Below are 17,322 nucleotides of genomic sequence, written 5' to 3'. Positions count from 1 at the left end.
GAGGTTAGAAATGAAGAAACTTGTTATCGCTCTCGCCGCTTCGGCCGCCCTGTTGGGCGGGTTTGCAAACGGCGCGCAGGCTCAGGAAAAGAAAAAGGTCTGCTTCATCTATGTCGGCTCCAAGACCGATGGCGGATGGACCCAGGCGCATGACCGCGGCCGCCAGGAGCTGGACAAGGCTCTGGGCGACAAGATCGAAACACCTTTCCTCGAAAGCGTTCCCGAAGGTCCCGATGCAGAGCGCGCCATCGAGCGCATGGCCCGTTCCGGCTGCGCCATGGTTTATACGACCTCGTTCGGTTTCATGGATGCGACTGCCAAGGTTGCTGCCAAGTTTCCCGATGTGAAGTTCGAGCATGCGACCGGCTTCAAGGCTGGCCCGAACCTCGCCACCTACAATTCCCGCTTCTACGAAGGCCGCTACATCCAGGGGCAGATCGCTGCCAAGATGTCGAAGAAGGGCTTGGCAGGCTATATCGCCTCCTTCCCGATCCCTGAAGTCGTGATGGGCATCAACGCCTTCGAACTTGGCGCCAAGTCGGTCAACCCGAACTTCAAGCTGAAGGTCGTATGGGCCAATACCTGGTTCGATCCGGGCAAGGAAGCGGATGCAGCCAAGGCACTGATCGACCAGGGCGTCGATATCCTGACGCAGCACACGGATACGACTGCTCCGATGCAGGTGGCTGCCGAGCGCGGCATCTTCGCCTTCGGCCAGGCCTCCGACATGATCGCCGCTGGTCCGAAGACCCAGCTGACCGCAATCGTCGATACCTGGGGTGCCTATTACATCAAGCGCACAAAAGCGCTGCTGGATGGCAGCTGGAAGTCCGAACAGATCTGGGACGGCCTGAAGGACGGCATCCTCACCATGGCGCCCTATACCAACATGCCGGACGACGTGAAGGCGATGGCGGAAGAAACCGAAGCCAAGATCAAGTCCGGCGAACTGCATCCCTTCACCGGCCCGATCAACAAGCAGGACGGAAGCGCTTGGCTGAAGGCAGGCGAGCGCTCGGACGACGGCACGCTGCTGGGCATGAATTTCTACGTCGAAGGCGTGGACGACAAGCTGCCGAAGTGATGTGCACTTAAGGCTATTGCAACAGTTGAAGAGGGCGCTTTCCGGCGCCCTTTTTGTTTCCGCGCCTTACAAGCCGTTTATCGCGCCTCAAGAAACTTGCTGTTATGAAGCGGCAAGGTCCGAAAAGGAGATTCTCGATGAGCCGTTCCTGCCTAGCCGTCATTCTCGCCGCAGGCGACAGCACCCGCATGAAGTCCTCCATGTCCAAGGTGCTGCATCCGATTGGCGGGCGGCCAATGATTGCCCATGTGATGGCAGCGGTTGCCAAGGCCGGCGTCAGCGACGCGGCTCTGGTCGTTGGACGTGATGCAGAGGCAGTGGCAAAGGCTGGGATGGTGGCGGGCATCGAGCCCAAGACCTTCCTGCAAACAGAGCGGCTCGGCACCGGCCACGCGGTCTTGGCCGCGAAGGAGGCGATCGCCGGCGGCTACGACGATATCCTGATCGGTTATGGTGATGTGCCGTTGATCACGCCGCAGACGTTTTCGGCTGCCCGAGAAAAGCTGGCCGAGGGTGCCGACGTGGTTGTCATCGGCTTCCATACGGACCGGCCGTTCGGCTATGGCCGCCTTCTGGTCGAGGATGGAGAACTGGTGGCCATCCGCGAAGAGAAGGATGCCACGGATGAAGAGCGCAAGGTCACCTGGTGCAATAGTGGCCTGATGGCGGTAGATGGCCGCAAGGCGCTGTCCCTGCTGCAGCAGATAGGCAACAAGAACGTCAAGGGCGAATACTATCTCACCGATCTGGTCGAGATCGCCCGTTCAGGCGGTGGCAAGGTGGTGGCGGTGGATGCGCCAGAGGCGGAACTTGCCGGCTGCAACAATCGCGCCGAGCTTGCGGCTCTCGAACGGGTTTGGCAGGAACGGCGGCGCCATGAGCTGATGGTTTCGGGCGTCAGCATGATCGCGCCGGAAACGGTGTTCCTGTCCTATGACACGGAGATCGGTCAGGATGCGCTGATCGAACCGAATGTCGTTTTTGGTCCTGGCGTCACGGTGGAAGGCGGAGCCGTCATCCACGCCTTCTCGCATATCGAAGGCGCATATGTCAGCGCTGGGGCAACGATTGGCCCATTTGCGCGCCTCAGGCCAGGTGCCGATCTGGCGGCCGGATCAAAGGTCGGCAATTTTTGCGAGGTGAAAAATGCCAAGGTCGGCGAAGGCGCCAAGGTCAACCACCTGACTTATATCGGCGATGCCTCCGTCGGCGCCCATTCAAACATTGGCGCCGGAACAATTACCTGCAATTACGACGGGGTAAACAAGCATGTGACGGAGATCGGCTCCAACGCCTTCATTGGCTCCAACTCTTCTCTGGTGGCGCCGGTATCGATCGGCGACGGCGCCTATATTGCGTCCGGAAGCGTCATTACCGAAAATGTCCCTCCCGAGGCATTGGCATTCGGACGAGCCCGTCAGGAAGTAAAGCCTGAACGGGCCAAGGTTATCCGCGAAAGAGCGCTGGCCCTGAAGGCCGCCAAGAAGGCACAGAAGTAGCGCAAACCTTAAGATTTCAACATTACGGTCAGACATTCAAAGTGACCGGTCGTGCAATTGCGCAAGGCAGCCGATCGGGTAGGAATTCGCGCGGGTTAGTGACACGGAGAGGCATAATGTGCGGGATTGTCGGGATCGTCGGAAAGCAGCCGGTGGCGGGACGCCTTGTCGATGCGCTGCGGCGGCTCGAATATCGCGGCTATGATTCCGCTGGTGTCGCCACCATTCATGAAGGCCGCATGGACCGGCGCCGTGCCGAAGGCAAGCTGTTCAATCTCGAGAAGAAACTGGACGCTGAACCGCTGCCCGGCAATGTAGGGATCGCGCACACCCGCTGGGCGACCCATGGCATTCCCAACGAAGCCAATGCTCATCCCCATTTCGTCGACGGCGTTGCCGTCGTCCATAACGGCATTATCGAGAATTTTTCCGAGCTGAAGGACGAGCTGCAACGGGAAGGCGCAGAGTTCCAGAGCCAGACCGATACGGAAGTGGTTGCACATCTTCTGGCCCAGTACACCCGACAGGGACTGGACCACCGGGCGGCCATGCTCGCCATGCTCAACCGGATCTCGGGCGCCTATGCGCTGGTTGTTATGTTCGAGGACGAGCCTGGCACCATGCTTGCGGCTCGCTCCGGACCACCTCTCGCCATCGGCCATGGGCGCGGGGAAATGTTTTTAGGGTCGGACGCCATAGCGCTGTCGCCATTCACCAACGAGATCACCTATTTGGTTGATGGCGACTGCGCCATCCTCACCCATGATGCAGCCGAGATCATCGATTTCGACGGAAAGCCGGTCAAGCGCCGGAGCCAGATTTCCCAGGCCGCCGCCTTCATGGTGGACAAGGGCAACCACCGTCATTTCATGGAAAAGGAGATCTACGAGCAGCCGGAAATCATCTCGCACGCGCTCAGCCATTACATCGATTTCGCCGCTCACACGGTGAAGGCCAACGATACGGCGATCGACTTCGCCAAACTTTCTGGCCTGGCAATCTCCGCTTGTGGCACGGCCTATCTGTCCGGTCTCGTCGGCAAATACTGGTTCGAACGATATGCACGTCTTCCGGTCGAGATCGATGTCGCCTCCGAATTTCGCTACCGGGAACTGCCGCTCTCGCCGAGCCAGGCGGCGTTGTTCATTTCCCAGTCCGGAGAAACGGCCGATACGCTGGCATCGCTCCGTTACTGTAAGGACAATGGGCTGAAGATCGGCGCTGTCGTCAACGTCAGCGAGTCAACGATCGCCCGCGAATCGGATGCCATCTTCCCGATCCTCGCCGGCCCGGAAATCGGCGTGGCGTCCACCAAAGCCTTCACCTGCCAGCTCGCCGTTCTGGCGGCGCTGGCGATCGGCGCCGGCCGTGCCCGCGGTACGCTGATGGCTGACGATGAAAAGGCGATGGTCAAGCATCTGGCGGAAATGCCGCGCATCATGAGCCGGGTCCTGAACGAGGTGCAGCCGCAGATTGAGGCGCTTTCCCGGGAACTGTCTCGCTTCAAGGATGTGCTTTATCTCGGCCGCGGCACCAGCTACCCCTTGGCTCTCGAAGGCGCACTGAAGCTCAAGGAAATCTCCTATATCCACGCCGAAGGTTACGCTGCCGGCGAACTGAAGCACGGGCCGATTGCCCTCATCGACGAGAACATGCCGGTCATCGTCATCGCCCCGCATGACCGTTTCTTCGAAAAGACCGTGTCCAACATGCAGGAAGTGGCAGCGCGCGGCGGCAGGATCATTTTCATCACCGATGAGAAGGGGGCTGCGGCCTCGAAGCTTCCAACCATGGCCACCATCGCGCTGCCGAATGTGGACGAAATCATTGCTCCGATGATCTTTTCGCTGCCCATCCAGCTGCTCGCCTACCATACGGCCGTCTTCATGGGGACCGACGTCGACCAGCCGCGCAACCTGGCGAAATCCGTCACGGTGGAATGATCACGGGAGGCTTTCCCTTGCATCGCAACATTGCATCCTGCATTGTCTCGATAAGGTAGCTGCGGCAATGCAGTGGCAGCGCAGGGAAGTCCGATGAACGATAGTCCAGAGCGGATATCACTGGCCGGTCGCCTGCGGAACAACTTCCTTACCGGGCTGATCATCTGCGCCCCCTTGGCGATCACCATCTGGCTGACCTTCACCTTTATCGACTGGGCCGACAGCTGGGTCACGCCCTACATTCCGCAGCGCTATGACCCGCAATATTATTTCAACATCACCATACCGGGTACCGGCCTGCTGATCGCCATGGTGTGCATCACCATTATCGGTTTTCTTGGCAAGAACCTGATCGGCCGCACGATCGTCAGCTTCGGCGAATCTATTCTGCAGCGCATGCCGCTGATCCGCACCATATACAGGAGCGTCAAGCAGATCCTGGAGACGGTACTCAAGGAGCAGTCCACCTCGTTCAAGAAGTGCGGGCTGATCGAGTTTCCGAGCCCCGGCATGTGGGCGCTGGTCTTTATTTCCGGCGATGCACAGGGCGAAATCGCCGCTAAGCTCAATGCCGAAGGCGAGGAAATGGTGGCGGTCTTCATGCCGCCGACGCCCGTGCCGACGGCAGGCTTCCTGATGTTTGTACCGAAAAGCAAGATTATCGTGCTCGACATGACGCCTGAGGAGGGCGCCAAGCTGCTGATATCGGGCGGTTTGATTGCGCCGGAATACACCTCAAAAACAATGACGACGCCGGTGCTCGTGCCGCCCCTGGGGCAGGTCAGCGAATAGATCTCAGCCTGCCCTCAAGAACCGGATCGCCTCGTCCCGCCGGTGCAGGTAAAGCAGAACACGCATGTTCTGTCCGCGTTCGCTGGTCAGTTCCGGATCGCGCTCCAGCAGATAGCCCGCATCTTTACGGGCGATCTCCAGGAGATCCGCATGTGCTTCCAGGCTAGCGATGCGAAAACCGGGCGTACCGGACTGGCGCGTGCCCAGCACTTCACCTTCTCCGCGCAGCTTCAGATCTTCTTCAGCGATCAAGAATCCGTCTTCACTGTCACGCAGGACGGAAAGCCTTGTCCGGCCAGTTTCGCTCAGCGGTCCCTTGTAGAGAAGAATACAGGTTGAAGCTTCCTCCCCACGCCCAACCCGGCCGCGGAGCTGGTGAAGTTGCGCGAGCCCGAAGCGCTCGGCATGTTCGATCACCATGATCGTCGCATCCGGCACGTCGACGCCCACCTCGACTACGGTGGTTGCGACGAGCAGCCTGATCTCGCCCGTCTTGAAGGCAGCCATGACCGCATCTTTTTCCGGCCCGCTCATCCGCCCGTGGACGAGCCCGACATTGGCGCTCCCAAGTTCCTTGGCCAGCACCGCATGCCGCTCCTCTGCCGACATCAAGTCGGAAACATCGGATTCCTCGACCAGCGGGCAGATCCAGTATGCCTTCTTGCCTTCGGCCAAGGCGCCGCGAAGCCGCGAGACGATGTCGCCGATGCGCTCGGTCGGGATTGTTACCGTCTGAATAGGTTTTCGCCCGGCCGGCTTTTCCGTCAGCTTGGAAACGTCCATATCGCCAAAGGCGGCCAGCACCAGCGTTCGGGGAATGGGCGTCGCCGTCATGACCAGCATATGCGGCGATACGCCCTTGGCGGTGAGGCGCAGCCGCTGATGCACGCCGAAGCGATGTTGCTCGTCTACCACTGCCAGCAGCAGTTTGTGGTAGCTGATGGAATCCTGGAAAAGTGCGTGCGTGCCGATGATAATCTGCGCTTCGCCGGAGGCGACGCGCTCGATAATCTGCTCTCGTTCGCGACCCTTCGTGCGGCCTGTCAGCACTTCGACCGATATGCCGGCCGCGCCGCCAAGCTTGGAGATCGTCGTAAAATGCTGGCGGGCCAGGATTTCGGTCGGCGCCATCAGGACTGCCTGGCCACCGGCCTCGACCGCTGCCGCCATGGCAAGCAGCGCGACCAATGTCTTGCCCGCACCGACATCACCTTGCAAAAGGCGCAGCATCCGGTCTTCGCCGGCCATGTCTTTGAGGATGTCGCCGACGGCGGCGGTTTGGCTGGACGTCGGCGAAAATGGAAGGGCGGCGACAATCGCCTTCGCCAGATTTCCTTCCACATGGATGGGCGTGCCGGCCACTTTCCGGACGCGCTGGCGGACCAGCGCCAGGGACACCTGTCCTGCCAGGAACTCGTCATAGGCGAGCCGCCGACGTGGCGGCGATTGCGGATCCATATCCGTCTCGTCACGCGGATCATGAAGTTTTCGGAAGGCGTCCGTAACGGAAGGGAAGCCCTGACGTAAGGTGAGGGCGGCATCCGCCCATTCCGCCAATTGCGGGAGACGGGCAACAGCACCCTCCACCGCCTTGCGCAGCACCTTCGGCGCGAGCCCTGCCGTCAGCGGGTAGACCGGCTCCACCAGCGGCAGTGCTTCCGCCTCGGACGATTTGACGATGAAATCCGGATGAACCATGGAGGGCCGGCCATTGAACCAGTCCACCTTGCCACTCACCATCACCTTCTCGTCGATCGGCAGCAGCTTTTCCAGCCAGTTCGCCTTGGCACGGAAAAACGTCAGCGCCAGTTCGCCCGTCTCGTCATGCAGAAAGATGCGGTAGGGCATGTTGGACTTGCCGGGCGGTGGCGGTTGGTGCCGGTCGACGCGACCCTCGATCGTGACGATGGCGCCCTGCGGTGCAAGCGCGATCCCTGGGCGGTTGCGCCTGTCGATCAGCGATGACGGAGCGTGAAGCAGGACGTCGACGATGCGGCAGTCTTCTGCGTCCTCGCGGCCGGTGACACGCGCAATCAGCTCCGCCAGCTTTGGTCCCACTCCAGAAAGTGAGGCGACGGGCGAAAACAATGGATCGAGAATGGCGGGACGCATGGCCGGCAAAATGCGCTGGATTTTGACCATTTGGCAAGGTGACGAAGGCGGAATTCCGTCCTATATGAACGCCAAACAAGGACCACCGACATGACAGGACTATCGCGTACCAGCGCGGATCTCGACCCCCGCCGCCGGCGCATCCTTTATCGCTGCTGGCATCGCGGCATCCGCGAGATGGACCTGGTTTTCGGCAGCTTTGCCGAAGCGGAGATTGCCGGTCTGTCGGATGTGGAACTGGACGAATTCGAAGCGATCATGGCGGAAGAGGATCACGATCTGCACGCCTGGATCACCGGCGCACAGGTCCTGCCCGAGGAAAGGGACACGCCGCTTTTTGCACGGGTTGCCGCCTATAAACCGGACTTCGATCCGGTCACCAAGGCCTCCTTGGAAGCGAGGCTCGGAAAACCACAATGATTTCTGGGCTTAACGCAAAACGAATTGCCGAGGCCGACCGTCCGTTGACGCTCGGCAACGTGCCGCCGGGTATGGAACCTCTGATTCTTGCCGAACTCGCACGGGCTGGCCAGTCGGTTGCTTTCGTCATGTCGGACGGGCAGCGCATGGCGGATCTCGAGCAGATGCTGTCATTCGTGGCACCGGATATCCCGGTGATGACGCTCCCCGCCTGGGACTGTCTGCCGTATGACCGCGTTTCACCCAGTGCGGATGTTTCCGCGCGGAGACTGTCGGCGCTTTCGGGGCTCATATCGCATGCCCGAAAACCGCATGCGGCCATCGTGCTTGTGACCGTCAATGCAATGCTGCAGAAGATCGCACCGGCGCAGATCATTGAGAGCCTGGCGTTCTCCGCCAAACCCGGCAGCCAGATCCGTATGGACGATATCGCCGCCCGCCTTGAGCGGAACGGCTTTGACCGTGTCTCTACCGTACGCGAAGTGGGCGAGTTTGCGGTTCGCGGCGGCATTTTGGACGTTTTTGTGCCGGGAACCGAGGAGCCGGTCCGGCTGGACTTCTTCGGTGATACGCTGGAAACGATCCGCTCCTTTGATCCGGCCAGCCAGCGGACAACAGGGCAGGCGCGGTCGCTCGATCTTAACCCGATGAGCGAAGTGACGCTGACGCCCGATACGATCAGCCGGTTCCGCAAGAATTATCTCTCGATGTTCGGTGCCGCAACGCGCGACGATGCGCTCTATCAGGCGGTATCCGAAGGCCGGCGCTATGCCGGCATGGAACATTGGCTGCCACTCTTCTACGATGGGCTGGAGACTGCCTTCGACTATCTGAAGGGGTTTCGGATCGTCACCGACCATACGGCCCGCGAGGCTGCTAATGAGCGCTCCAAGCTCGTCCTCGATTACTACGAGGCGCGGCGCGATAGCGGAACGCAGGGTAAGGGTGCTGCGGCTCAGTCGGCACCCTACAAGCCGATCTCGCCCGGGCAGCTTTACCTGGACAGCAAGGCTTTTGCGGCGGCGCTTGACGATTCGAACGCCTTGCGGCTGACGCCCTTCAACGAAATGGAAGCCGAAGGTCGCCATATGGTGACACTGGACGCTCATGCCGGACCGCGCTGGGCAAAATCCCAGACAGAAGACCGTTCCGGCAATCGCGACGAAGCCGAAAGAACCAACATCTTCGACCTCGTGGTCAAGCACATTGCCGACAAGCGGGCGGAAGGTTTCAAGGTTCTGGTTACCGGCTGGTCCGCTGGCTCGCTCGACCGCCTTCTCCAAGTCCTGGACGAGCATGGCCTGAAGCGCATCAAGCCGATCGATCGGCTCGCCGATCTCGACAAGCTGGAAAAAGGTGAGGCTGCCTCGGCAGTGCTCAGCCTCGAAGGGGGCTTCGAAACGGGTAATGTCGCCGTTATCGGCGAGCAGGATATCCTAGGTGATCGCATGGTCCGGCGCGGCAAGCGCCGCAAGCGAGGCGCCGATTTCCTGACCGAGGTTGCGGGGCTGGACGAGGGCTCGCTCGTGGTCCACGCCGAACACGGCATCGGGCGTTTCGTCGGCCTTGTGACGATCGAGGCGGCGGGCGCGCCGCGTGCTTGTCTTGAACTGCATTACGCCGATCAGGCAAAGCTCTTCCTGCCCGTCGAGAACATTGATCTTCTGTCGCGCTACGGGTCGGATGCGGCAGAAGCACAGCTCGATAGGCTCGGCGGCGGGGCCTGGCAGGCCCGCAAGGCCAAGTTGAAGAAGCGGCTGCTGGACATGGCGGGCGACCTGATCCGGATCGCGGCGACCCGCATGGTCCGTCGCGCACCGGTTCTGACCACGCCGGAAGGTCTTTACGACGAGTTCGCCGCTCGCTTTCCCTATGACGAAACCGACGATCAGGCCAATGCCATCGAAGCCGTCCGTGACGATCTCGGCGCCGGTCGGCCGATGGACCGGCTGGTCTGCGGCGACGTTGGCTTCGGCAAGACCGAGGTGGCGCTGCGGGCCGCTTTCTTCGCGGCCATGAACGGTGCCCAGGTGGCGGTGGTTGTGCCGACGACACTGCTTGCCCGCCAGCATTTCAAGACCTTCCGCGAGCGCTTCCGTGGACTGCCGATCAAGGTGGCGCAGGCTTCCCGCCTGGTGCCGGCAAAGGAACTCGCGCAGACCAAGAAGGAGCTCGCCGAAGGCAAGATCGATATCGTCGTCGGCACCCATGCTCTTCTGGGAAACGGCATCCAACTCGCCAATCTGGGTCTCCTGATCATCGACGAGGAGCAGCATTTCGGTGTCAAGCACAAGGAGAAGCTGAAAGAGCTGAAAAGCGACGTGCACGTCCTGACACTGTCGGCAACGCCGATCCCGCGCACGCTGCAGCTCGCGATGACCGGCGTGCGGGAGCTGTCGCTGATCGCCACGCCCCCGGTCGACCGCATGGCGGTCCGGACCTTCATCTCGCCCTTTGATGCCCTGGTGATCCGCGAGACTCTGATGCGCGAACACTATCGCGGCGGCCAGAGCTTCTATGTTTGCCCCCGCCTTGCAGACCTCGGTGAAATTCAGGCCTTCCTGCAATCGGATGTCCCCGAACTCAAGGTCGCGGTTGCCCACGGGCAGATGGCCGCCGGCGAACTCGAGGACATCATGAACGCCTTTTACGACGGCAAATACGACGTGCTGCTTTCGACGACGATCGTGGAATCCGGCTTGGACGTTCCGACGGCCAATACGCTGATCGTCCACCGGGCGGACATGTTCGGATTGGCGCAGCTCTACCAGCTTCGTGGCCGCGTCGGTCGGTCGAAGATGCGCGCTTTTGCTTTGTTCACACTGCCGGTCAACAAGCCGCTGACGACGACGGCAGAGCGGCGCCTGAAAGTGCTGCAATCGCTCGACACGCTCGGCGCTGGCTTCCAGCTTGCGAGCCACGATCTCGATATCCGCGGCGCCGGCAATCTACTTGGCGAAGAACAGTCGGGTCATATCAAGGAGGTCGGTTTCGAGCTTTACCAGCAGATGCTGGAGGAGGCGGTTGCCGAGGTGAAGGGTGACGACGAGATCACTGATACCGGTTGGTCGCCGCAGATCTCGGTTGGCATAACGGTGATGATCCCGGAAACCTATGTGCCTGACCTACATCTGCGCATGGGTCTTTACCGCCGCCTGGGTGAAGTTACCGAGCTTTCGGAAATCGACGGATTCGGTGCGGAAATGGTCGACCGGTTCGGGCCGATGCCGGTGGAAGTCCAGAACCTGCTCAAGGTCGTCTACATCAAATCGCTTTGTCGCAAGGCGAATGTCGAGAAGGTCGATGCCGGTCCGAAGGGGATCGTCATTTCCTTCCGCGACAAGCAGTTCCCCAATCCGGCAAATCTGGTCGGCTACATCGCCAAACAGGGCACGATGGCGAAGATCCGGCCGGACCACAGCGTCTTCCTCACCCGCGATCTGCCGTCACCGGAAAAGCGGCTGTCCGCTGCAGCGCAGGTGATGACGCAGTTCGCGGAGCTTGCAAAGACTTGAGCGGGCGGGCGCCTCTCGTTGAAGCGCCCGATCCCTCTTGCCCCCTTCTGGCGCTACTTAGTGTTCGGAATTTCTTCCGGGGCGATGACGGCGGCCGCCTGCGCATCGCTGCCGAGTGCCGGAGGCAAGGGCGTACCACGCGCCCGTTCACGCGCGAGCGTCAGCAGGCCTGAGCCAACGATGAGCAGGATGCCGATCACCATTGGCAGGTCTACCGTGTCGCCGAAGACGAGGTAGCCGAACAGCACCGCCCAGAGCATCTGGCTGTACTGGGTCGGCCCGATGAGGGTGGCGGGCGCGTAATTAGCGGCGTACATGACCAGGATGGCTGCAAAGGCGGCAAGCAGCCCATAGCCGGCGAGATAGGCCCATTGCAGGCTCGTGGGCATCTGGAAGCCGGGAATAGCGAGAGCACCGCAGACGATCAGCGTGCCGAGGACGCCCGCGCCGTAAAGCGAGATATTCTTTTCGCGGCGCCCCATGGCACGCAAGACGACGATCGAGATGGCGCCGCTCAAGCCACCGAACACGGCGCCGAGATGGCCGATCGACAATTCGCGGAAGCCAGGCCGGAGCACCACCATGACCCCGACGAAGCCGATCAGCACGGCCGCCCAACGCTTCACGCCGACCTTCTCCTTCAGGAAGAAGACGGACATGATGGTGACAAAGGACGGAAGCAGGAAAATCAGCGCAAACGCTTCAGCCATGGACAGGTGCGTGAAGGCGGTGACGCTGCCAATCGTGCCTCCGGCTTGCGCCACGAAGCGCAGGAGCCAAAGCGGCCTGTTTGTGGTCTTGATGATATCGGTCCAGCGGTCGCCGGATTTCATGATGAAGGGGAGGCCGACGAGGCAGAAGACAGCGCCGAGGAAGGATGACTGATAAGGGCTCAGATGGCCGTCGATCATCTTGACGCTGGCGTCGCTCCAAGCGTAGGCCGCGAAGGCTACAAAGGCGAGGAGGACACCCTTGAGGGTCTGGTCTTTTTGCACTGGACGGCTTCCGGGTCTGTTTAGTTCATCGCCTTGCGGGCTTCTGCCTTCAGCGCTGCAATATCACGCAGAGCGCCGATCAGGACATCCGGCGTCTGGGCGCCGCTGATCGCGTATTGGCCATCGATGATCATGAACGGCACGCCCGTCACGCCCATGGTCCGTGCCGCATCAATCTCCGAGCGCACCGTATCCTTGTCCGCATCGCCCTTCAGCAGGTTCTCGATCAACTTGCGGTCAAGGCCAGCTTGTTCGGCAATGTCCAGGAGAACCCCATGATCACCGATATTGCGGCCCTCTTCAAAATTCGCCTTGAAGAGGGCATTGGCGACGCGATCCTGAATGTTGCGGTTCTCCATCATCGCCCAATGAAGAAGGCGATGAGCGTCGAGCGTATTGGGACCGATCTTGATAGCCTCGAAGTTGTAGTTGATGCCGACTTCCTTGCCGAGAGCCGTCAGGGTTTCGTGTGCCCGCTCCACCGCATCCTTGCCTCCGAGCTTGCTGATCAGATCATTCTGATGATCGACGCCTTCCGGCGGATGGTCCGGATTGAGCTGGTAAGGTCGCCAATTGACATCGACGCCAACCTCATCCTGCACTTCGGCAATGGCGAGCTCCAGTCGGGCCTTGCCCAGGTAGCACCAGGGGCAGACGATATCCGACACGACGTCGACAGTTACACGCTCCATGGCAGCGTCCTTTCTTTCTATCGAGGCGATGGCGCCTTTACTGCGCCCTCTTATCCCACCAAGTGTTGAGCTGGTAGCCGTAAAGCGGCAGAGCTTTCGGATAGTCGATATGTTTATGGCGTGCCACCCATTGATCGGCCACGTGATAGAGCGGCACCAGATAATGCCCGGCGATCAGCATGCGGTCATAGGCGCGAACCGCCGCTTCGAAATCCTCCTTGCTGCGCGCTTTCAGCATCGTTTCCAGCAGCCTGTCCAGGTCCGGGTCGGCCACCCCGGCAAAGTTGAAGCTGCCTTGCCGGTTGCGAGAAGCGGATCCCCAGCGCCCCACTTGCTCGATCCCCGGCGAAAGCGAGGAGGGGTAGGATTTGACGATCATGTCATAGTCAAAGTTGCCAGACCTCGCCTGATACTGCGAATCGTCAACGGTGCGGATTGCCATTTCCACGCCGATCATCCTCAGAGTCCGCTGATAGGCGATGGCGAGCTTCTCCTGGTCCTGGGTTTGCGTCATCACCTCAAAAGCGAGCTGGCGACCCGATGGATCCGACATCCGGCCGCTCTTGATCGTGTAGCCGCCCAGCTTCAAAAGCTCGACAGCTTGGCGCAGGACCTTGCGGTCGGCGCCCGATCCGTCTGTTCGAGGCAAGCGGTAGCTTCCGTCGAGGATGGCCGGCGCAATACGGCTTTTTATACCATCGAGGAGAGCCAGTTCCTGGGTGTCTGCACGTGTTCCAAGCGAGGTAAGGGGCGATTCCTGCCAGAAGCTTTCGGTGCGGGTATAGGCGTTCTGGAAAAGGTTTTTATTGGCCCACTCGAAATCAAAGGCCAGTGAGAGGCCGGCGCGAACGTTGACATCGGCAAAGACCGGTCGCCGCGTATTGAAGACGAAACCCAGCATGCCAGTGGGAAGCTGCGGCTTGAACGTCTCCTTGATGACTTCGCCGCTGCGGACAGCCGGAAAATCGTAAGCACGCGCCCAGTGGGTCGGGCTCCCTTCGGGATAGATGTCGATGGCGCCCTTCTTGAAGGCTTCAAACAGCGTGTTCTCCTGCAAGAAGTATTCGACGGAGATCTGATCGTAATTGTCGAAACCGATCTTGGCGGGGAGGTCCCTGGCCCAATAATCCGGATTGCGCTTGTAGACGATACGTTCGCCGGGCGAGAGGGAACTGACCAGATAGGGGCCCGAGCCGACCGGCAGCTTCAGCGTCGACTGATCGAAAGTCGCGGCGTCGATGGCGTGCTTGGGTAGAATAGGGGTCGAGGCGGCGATGATCAGCGGAAACTCGCGGTCAGTCTTCTCCTTGAAGGTGAAGCGGATGCTGCGCTCGCCGACGATCTCCATCTTTTCGACGCCATCTAGCCGCGTGGAAAAAGGTATGCGACCCTTGTCCCGCAAAACTTCAAAGGAGAATTTGACATCCTCCGGCGTCACAGGCTGTCCGTCGGACCACTTCGCCTTTGGGTTCAGGTTGAACTGCAGGAAGCTGCGTTGGTCATCCCATTCGACGCTCTCCGCCAGAAGTCCGTAGAGCGTGAACGGCTCGTCGGCGGATCGCACCATCAAGGTCTCATAGACAAGATTGCCGAAGATGTTGTCCCAAATTCCGCGCGCTGTGGTGCGGATGCTCTTCAGGTTGAACGGGTTGAGGCTGTCGAAGGTCCCGACGACCCCGTAGTTGATTCGGCCCCCTTTTTTGACGTTCGGGTTTACATAGGGAAGGTAGGGGTAATCTGCAGGCAGGGCAGGAGACCCGTGCATGGCGATCCCATGAAGAGGTTCGGCCATGACCGGAGCGGCGGACAGAAAAACAGTCATGAAAAGAAAAAGATGCCGCATCGAGCCATCCTGATAAGTGCCGCTGATTCGGGCAAAATAGCGCATGCGCCCGGTGCCACCAACCGCGTCCAACCTCGAAGATTGACCATGCTTGTTAAGCTATCGTCAAAAATTGCGAAAGAAAGGCTGGATATCGCAAGAGCCGCGATGTAACAGAATGGCCCAAGGGCGGGTCATTCAATTGCCTCATTTGAACGACAGGTGACAGGCAGTAGGACGCCCGCGGGATTAACGGCATCTGGCCGCGCCCAACGGATTTCAGGAGACGGATTTCGTTATGAAGCTTAAGGCAACCAATGTTCTGCGGACGGCTATGTCTGCTTTGGCCCTCTCAATGGCTGCAAGCGCGCTGCCGGCTGTAGCCCTGGCACAGAATGCTGCCGCCCCTGCAGCTGGCGCGGCTCCTGGCGCTCCTCCGCTCGGCTGGTTCAAGACTTGCACCAAGCAGGACGACAGCGATCTTTGCGTCGTTCAGAACGTTATCCTGGCTCAGAACGGCCAGCTGATCACCGCGATCGGCCTCATCACCGTGGAAGGCAAGGTCAACCGCAAGATCCTCCAGGTTTCCGTGCCGACCGCACGTCTGGTGCCTCCGGGCGTCGTGATGCAGATCGATGGCGGCAAGGGCCAGAAGCTCGATTACGCCGTCTGCCTGCCGGACAAGTGCACGGCAGAAGTGCCGTTGACCGATGCCATGATCGCCAGCCTCAAGAAGGGCACGGATGTGGTCTTCACCTCGATCAACTTCCGTCGCGCCCCGAACCCGATCAAGGTTTCCCTAGGCGGCTTCACGGGCGCCTTCGATGGTCCGGCCATCTCGCAGTCACAGCTTGCCGAAAGCCAGCGCAGCCTGGAAGAGGGAATGCAGAAGAAGGCTGAAGAAGCTCGCAAGAAGCTCGAAGAAGCCCAGAACGCGGCCAAGCAGGGGCAGTAACTTCCCCTTAGCTGCTAGAAGCTCTTCAATCATCAAATAAAAGCGCTGGCCCTTGAGCCGGCGCTTTTATTTATGAACGAATGCTTTCGTCTCAATGGGCGAGGATAACCTTCGGCTTGAGCCGGCCGCTCGGACCGCAATCGAAGATCTGGTAGACCTGAGGATTACGGAGCGGCTGCTCGCTTCCATCATGTTCCAGGTTCTGCTCGGAGACATAGGCGACGTATTCGGTATCGTCGTTCTCGGCGAGCAGATGATAAAAGGGTTGGTCCTTGCTGGGCCGGATTTCAGAAGGAATGGCATTCCACCATTCCTCGCTGTTTGAGAATTCCGGATCCACATCGAAAACCACGCCGCGAAAGGGAAATACCTTGTGGCGGACCACTTCTCCGATGGTAAATTTGGCGTTGCGCTGTTTCATGGTGCGATATCCTTTCGCATCCTATGTGGGAATAAAAGCCTCGGTCATCAAGGGACTAATGCGGACCGCACGTGAACGTTCCAGCGTATCAGGATCTCTGCGGTCTGCGGGATCCGACTGTCGCAAGAAGCACGCCGCCAACAACCAGCATGATGCCAAGCCCGTGATAGCTTTCGAAGCTCTCACCAAGAAACACAACGGCCATGAGAATGGAAATCGGCGGCATCAGATAAAGAGTCGTGCCCGCCGTCGCCGGACCAAAAACCTGGACTGCATGCTGAAAGCAGAAGAATGCGGCAAGCGATGCGAAAAGGATGATGCCGGCGATCTTCGACCAGGCGGAAATCGTGTGCGGCAGCAGGCCTCCGTGGAAAAGCTCCCACAAGGCGGGCGGAGCGAGAAGAAGCGAACCGGAGAAGGCGATCAGCCCGAAAAGCGATAGCGGCCGGATGGACCGCGCAGCCGGACGCCGCAAGAGCACGGAATAAATGGCAAAGGCTATTGCCGCGACCAGGATGCCGAGATCGCCGAGGTTGAAATCCATGTGGGCCAAGGCAGAAAAATCGCCGCGCAGCACGATGGCGGCAACGCCGGCAAAGGCGACAGCCATGCCGGCGATTTCCCGATAACCGATCGCACGCCCGGTAAACAGCCATTCCAGCAGGATGATGAACAGCGAGGACGTGCTGTAGATCAGCGTCGCATTGGAAGCCGTCGTCAGCGTCAGTGCCCAATACACGAAACCGCCGCATATGCCGATGCTCAGGAAGCCAAGCCACAGCCAGAGCCATGTATGCTTGGACACGAAGAGCCTAGCCGCATCCCGATCCCTGTAAAGGATCGGCAGCATGATCAACGTCGAGCCGGCCCACCGGATAAAGGCGGTGATGAACGGGCCGATTTCGCCGATGACGCCGCGCCCGAATATCAGGTTGCTCGAGAAAAAGACCGGAACGAGGGCGAAGACGAGCCAATCGACTGGACGCGGCGGGCGATCGCGCTTTGGAGGCATGACGATGTTTCCGGCTGATGGCGGCATGACCCGCGGGAATGAAAAACGGCGGGCCCGAGG

Annotated in this window: 13 protein-coding genes; 7 read left to right on the top strand and 6 right to left on the bottom strand. The window is 60.1% G+C overall.

Features of this window, described 5'->3' with window-relative positions:
• Positions 1-10: 10 nt before the first annotated feature.
• The 4 genes from E2F50_RS06555 to E2F50_RS06540 all read left to right on the top strand — a co-directional run bounded on the left by E2F50_RS06555 (position 11) and on the right by E2F50_RS06540 (position 5,318).
• Entirely contained in the window at positions 11-1,084 is a 1,074-nt protein-coding gene (locus E2F50_RS06555; RefSeq protein ID WP_133315300.1) for a BMP family ABC transporter substrate-binding protein, read from the top strand.
• Between the two features lie 137 nt (positions 1,085-1,221).
• The gene (gene glmU / locus E2F50_RS06550) at positions 1,222-2,583 is read left to right on the top strand and encodes a bifunctional UDP-N-acetylglucosamine diphosphorylase/glucosamine-1-phosphate N-acetyltransferase GlmU (RefSeq protein WP_133315299.1); all 1,362 of its coding nucleotides are present in this window, start codon (positions 1,222-1,224) and stop codon (positions 2,581-2,583) included.
• A gap of 116 nt (positions 2,584-2,699) precedes the next feature.
• Positions 2,700-4,526 (top strand): glutamine--fructose-6-phosphate transaminase (isomerizing), encoded by a 1,827-nt coding sequence (glmS, locus tag E2F50_RS06545; RefSeq protein ID WP_133315298.1) that lies wholly within the window; start codon positions 2,700-2,702, stop codon positions 4,524-4,526.
• Positions 4,527-4,619: 93 nt separating this feature from the next.
• Positions 4,620-5,318: a DUF502 domain-containing protein gene (locus tag E2F50_RS06540; RefSeq protein ID WP_133315297.1), complete on the top strand. Its 699-nt coding sequence runs from the start codon at positions 4,620-4,622 to the stop codon at positions 5,316-5,318.
• 3 nt (positions 5,319-5,321) lie between these two features.
• On the opposite strand, the gene recG is transcribed toward E2F50_RS06540, so the two are convergent.
• A complete protein-coding gene (recG, locus tag E2F50_RS06535; RefSeq protein ID WP_133316354.1) occupies positions 5,322-7,430 on the bottom strand; it encodes an ATP-dependent DNA helicase RecG in 2,109 nt (702 codons plus the stop codon).
• Between the two features lie 90 nt (positions 7,431-7,520).
• On the opposite strand from recG, the gene E2F50_RS06530 reads away from it, so the two are divergent.
• Both E2F50_RS06530 and mfd read left to right on the top strand, forming a co-directional pair.
• Positions 7,521-7,850, top strand: a complete 330-nt coding sequence (locus E2F50_RS06530) for an FAD assembly factor SdhE (RefSeq protein WP_133315296.1) — start codon at positions 7,521-7,523, stop codon at positions 7,848-7,850.
• Positions 7,847-11,365, top strand: coding sequence for a transcription-repair coupling factor (gene mfd, locus E2F50_RS06525; RefSeq protein WP_133315295.1), 3,519 nt, complete (start codon positions 7,847-7,849; stop codon positions 11,363-11,365). The genes E2F50_RS06530 and mfd overlap by 4 nt, the downstream gene beginning before the upstream one ends.
• Before the next feature lie 53 nt (positions 11,366-11,418).
• Here the strand turns inward: mfd and E2F50_RS06520 are convergent, their stop codons facing one another.
• The 3 genes from E2F50_RS06520 to E2F50_RS06510 are packed head-to-tail and all read right to left on the bottom strand — an operon-like array spanning position 11,419 to position 14,895.
• Entirely contained in the window at positions 11,419-12,360 is a 942-nt protein-coding gene (locus E2F50_RS06520) for a DMT family transporter (RefSeq protein ID WP_133315294.1), read from the bottom strand.
• A gap of 20 nt (positions 12,361-12,380) precedes the next feature.
• On the bottom strand, positions 12,381-13,052 hold the full coding sequence (locus tag E2F50_RS06515; RefSeq protein ID WP_133315293.1) for a DsbA family oxidoreductase: 672 nt from the start codon (positions 13,050-13,052) through the stop codon (positions 12,381-12,383).
• 37 nt (positions 13,053-13,089) lie between these two features.
• The gene (locus tag E2F50_RS06510) at positions 13,090-14,895 is read right to left on the bottom strand and encodes an extracellular solute-binding protein (RefSeq protein ID WP_133315292.1); all 1,806 of its coding nucleotides are present in this window, start codon (positions 14,893-14,895) and stop codon (positions 13,090-13,092) included.
• 277 nt (positions 14,896-15,172) lie between these two features.
• Here E2F50_RS06510 and E2F50_RS06505 point away from each other — a divergent pair, with 277 nt between their 5' ends.
• Positions 15,173-15,829, top strand: a complete 657-nt coding sequence (locus tag E2F50_RS06505) for an invasion associated locus B family protein (RefSeq protein ID WP_133315291.1) — start codon at positions 15,173-15,175, stop codon at positions 15,827-15,829.
• 91 nt (positions 15,830-15,920) lie between these two features.
• Here the strand turns inward: E2F50_RS06505 and hspQ are convergent, their stop codons facing one another.
• Both hspQ and E2F50_RS06495 read right to left on the bottom strand, forming a co-directional pair.
• Positions 15,921-16,250: a heat shock protein HspQ gene (hspQ, locus tag E2F50_RS06500; protein ID WP_133315290.1), complete on the bottom strand. Its 330-nt coding sequence runs from the start codon at positions 16,248-16,250 to the stop codon at positions 15,921-15,923.
• 88 nt (positions 16,251-16,338) lie between these two features.
• Entirely contained in the window at positions 16,339-17,262 is a 924-nt protein-coding gene (locus E2F50_RS06495; RefSeq protein ID WP_133315289.1) for a DMT family transporter, read from the bottom strand.
• Positions 17,263-17,322: the final 60 nt, after the last annotated feature.

The sequence above is a fragment of the Rhizobium deserti genome (genome assembly GCF_004358025.1).
In the GTDB taxonomy this organism is placed as follows: domain Bacteria; phylum Pseudomonadota; class Alphaproteobacteria; order Rhizobiales; family Rhizobiaceae; genus Neorhizobium; species Neorhizobium deserti.
This window is presented reverse-complemented; position numbering and strand designations above follow the sequence as displayed.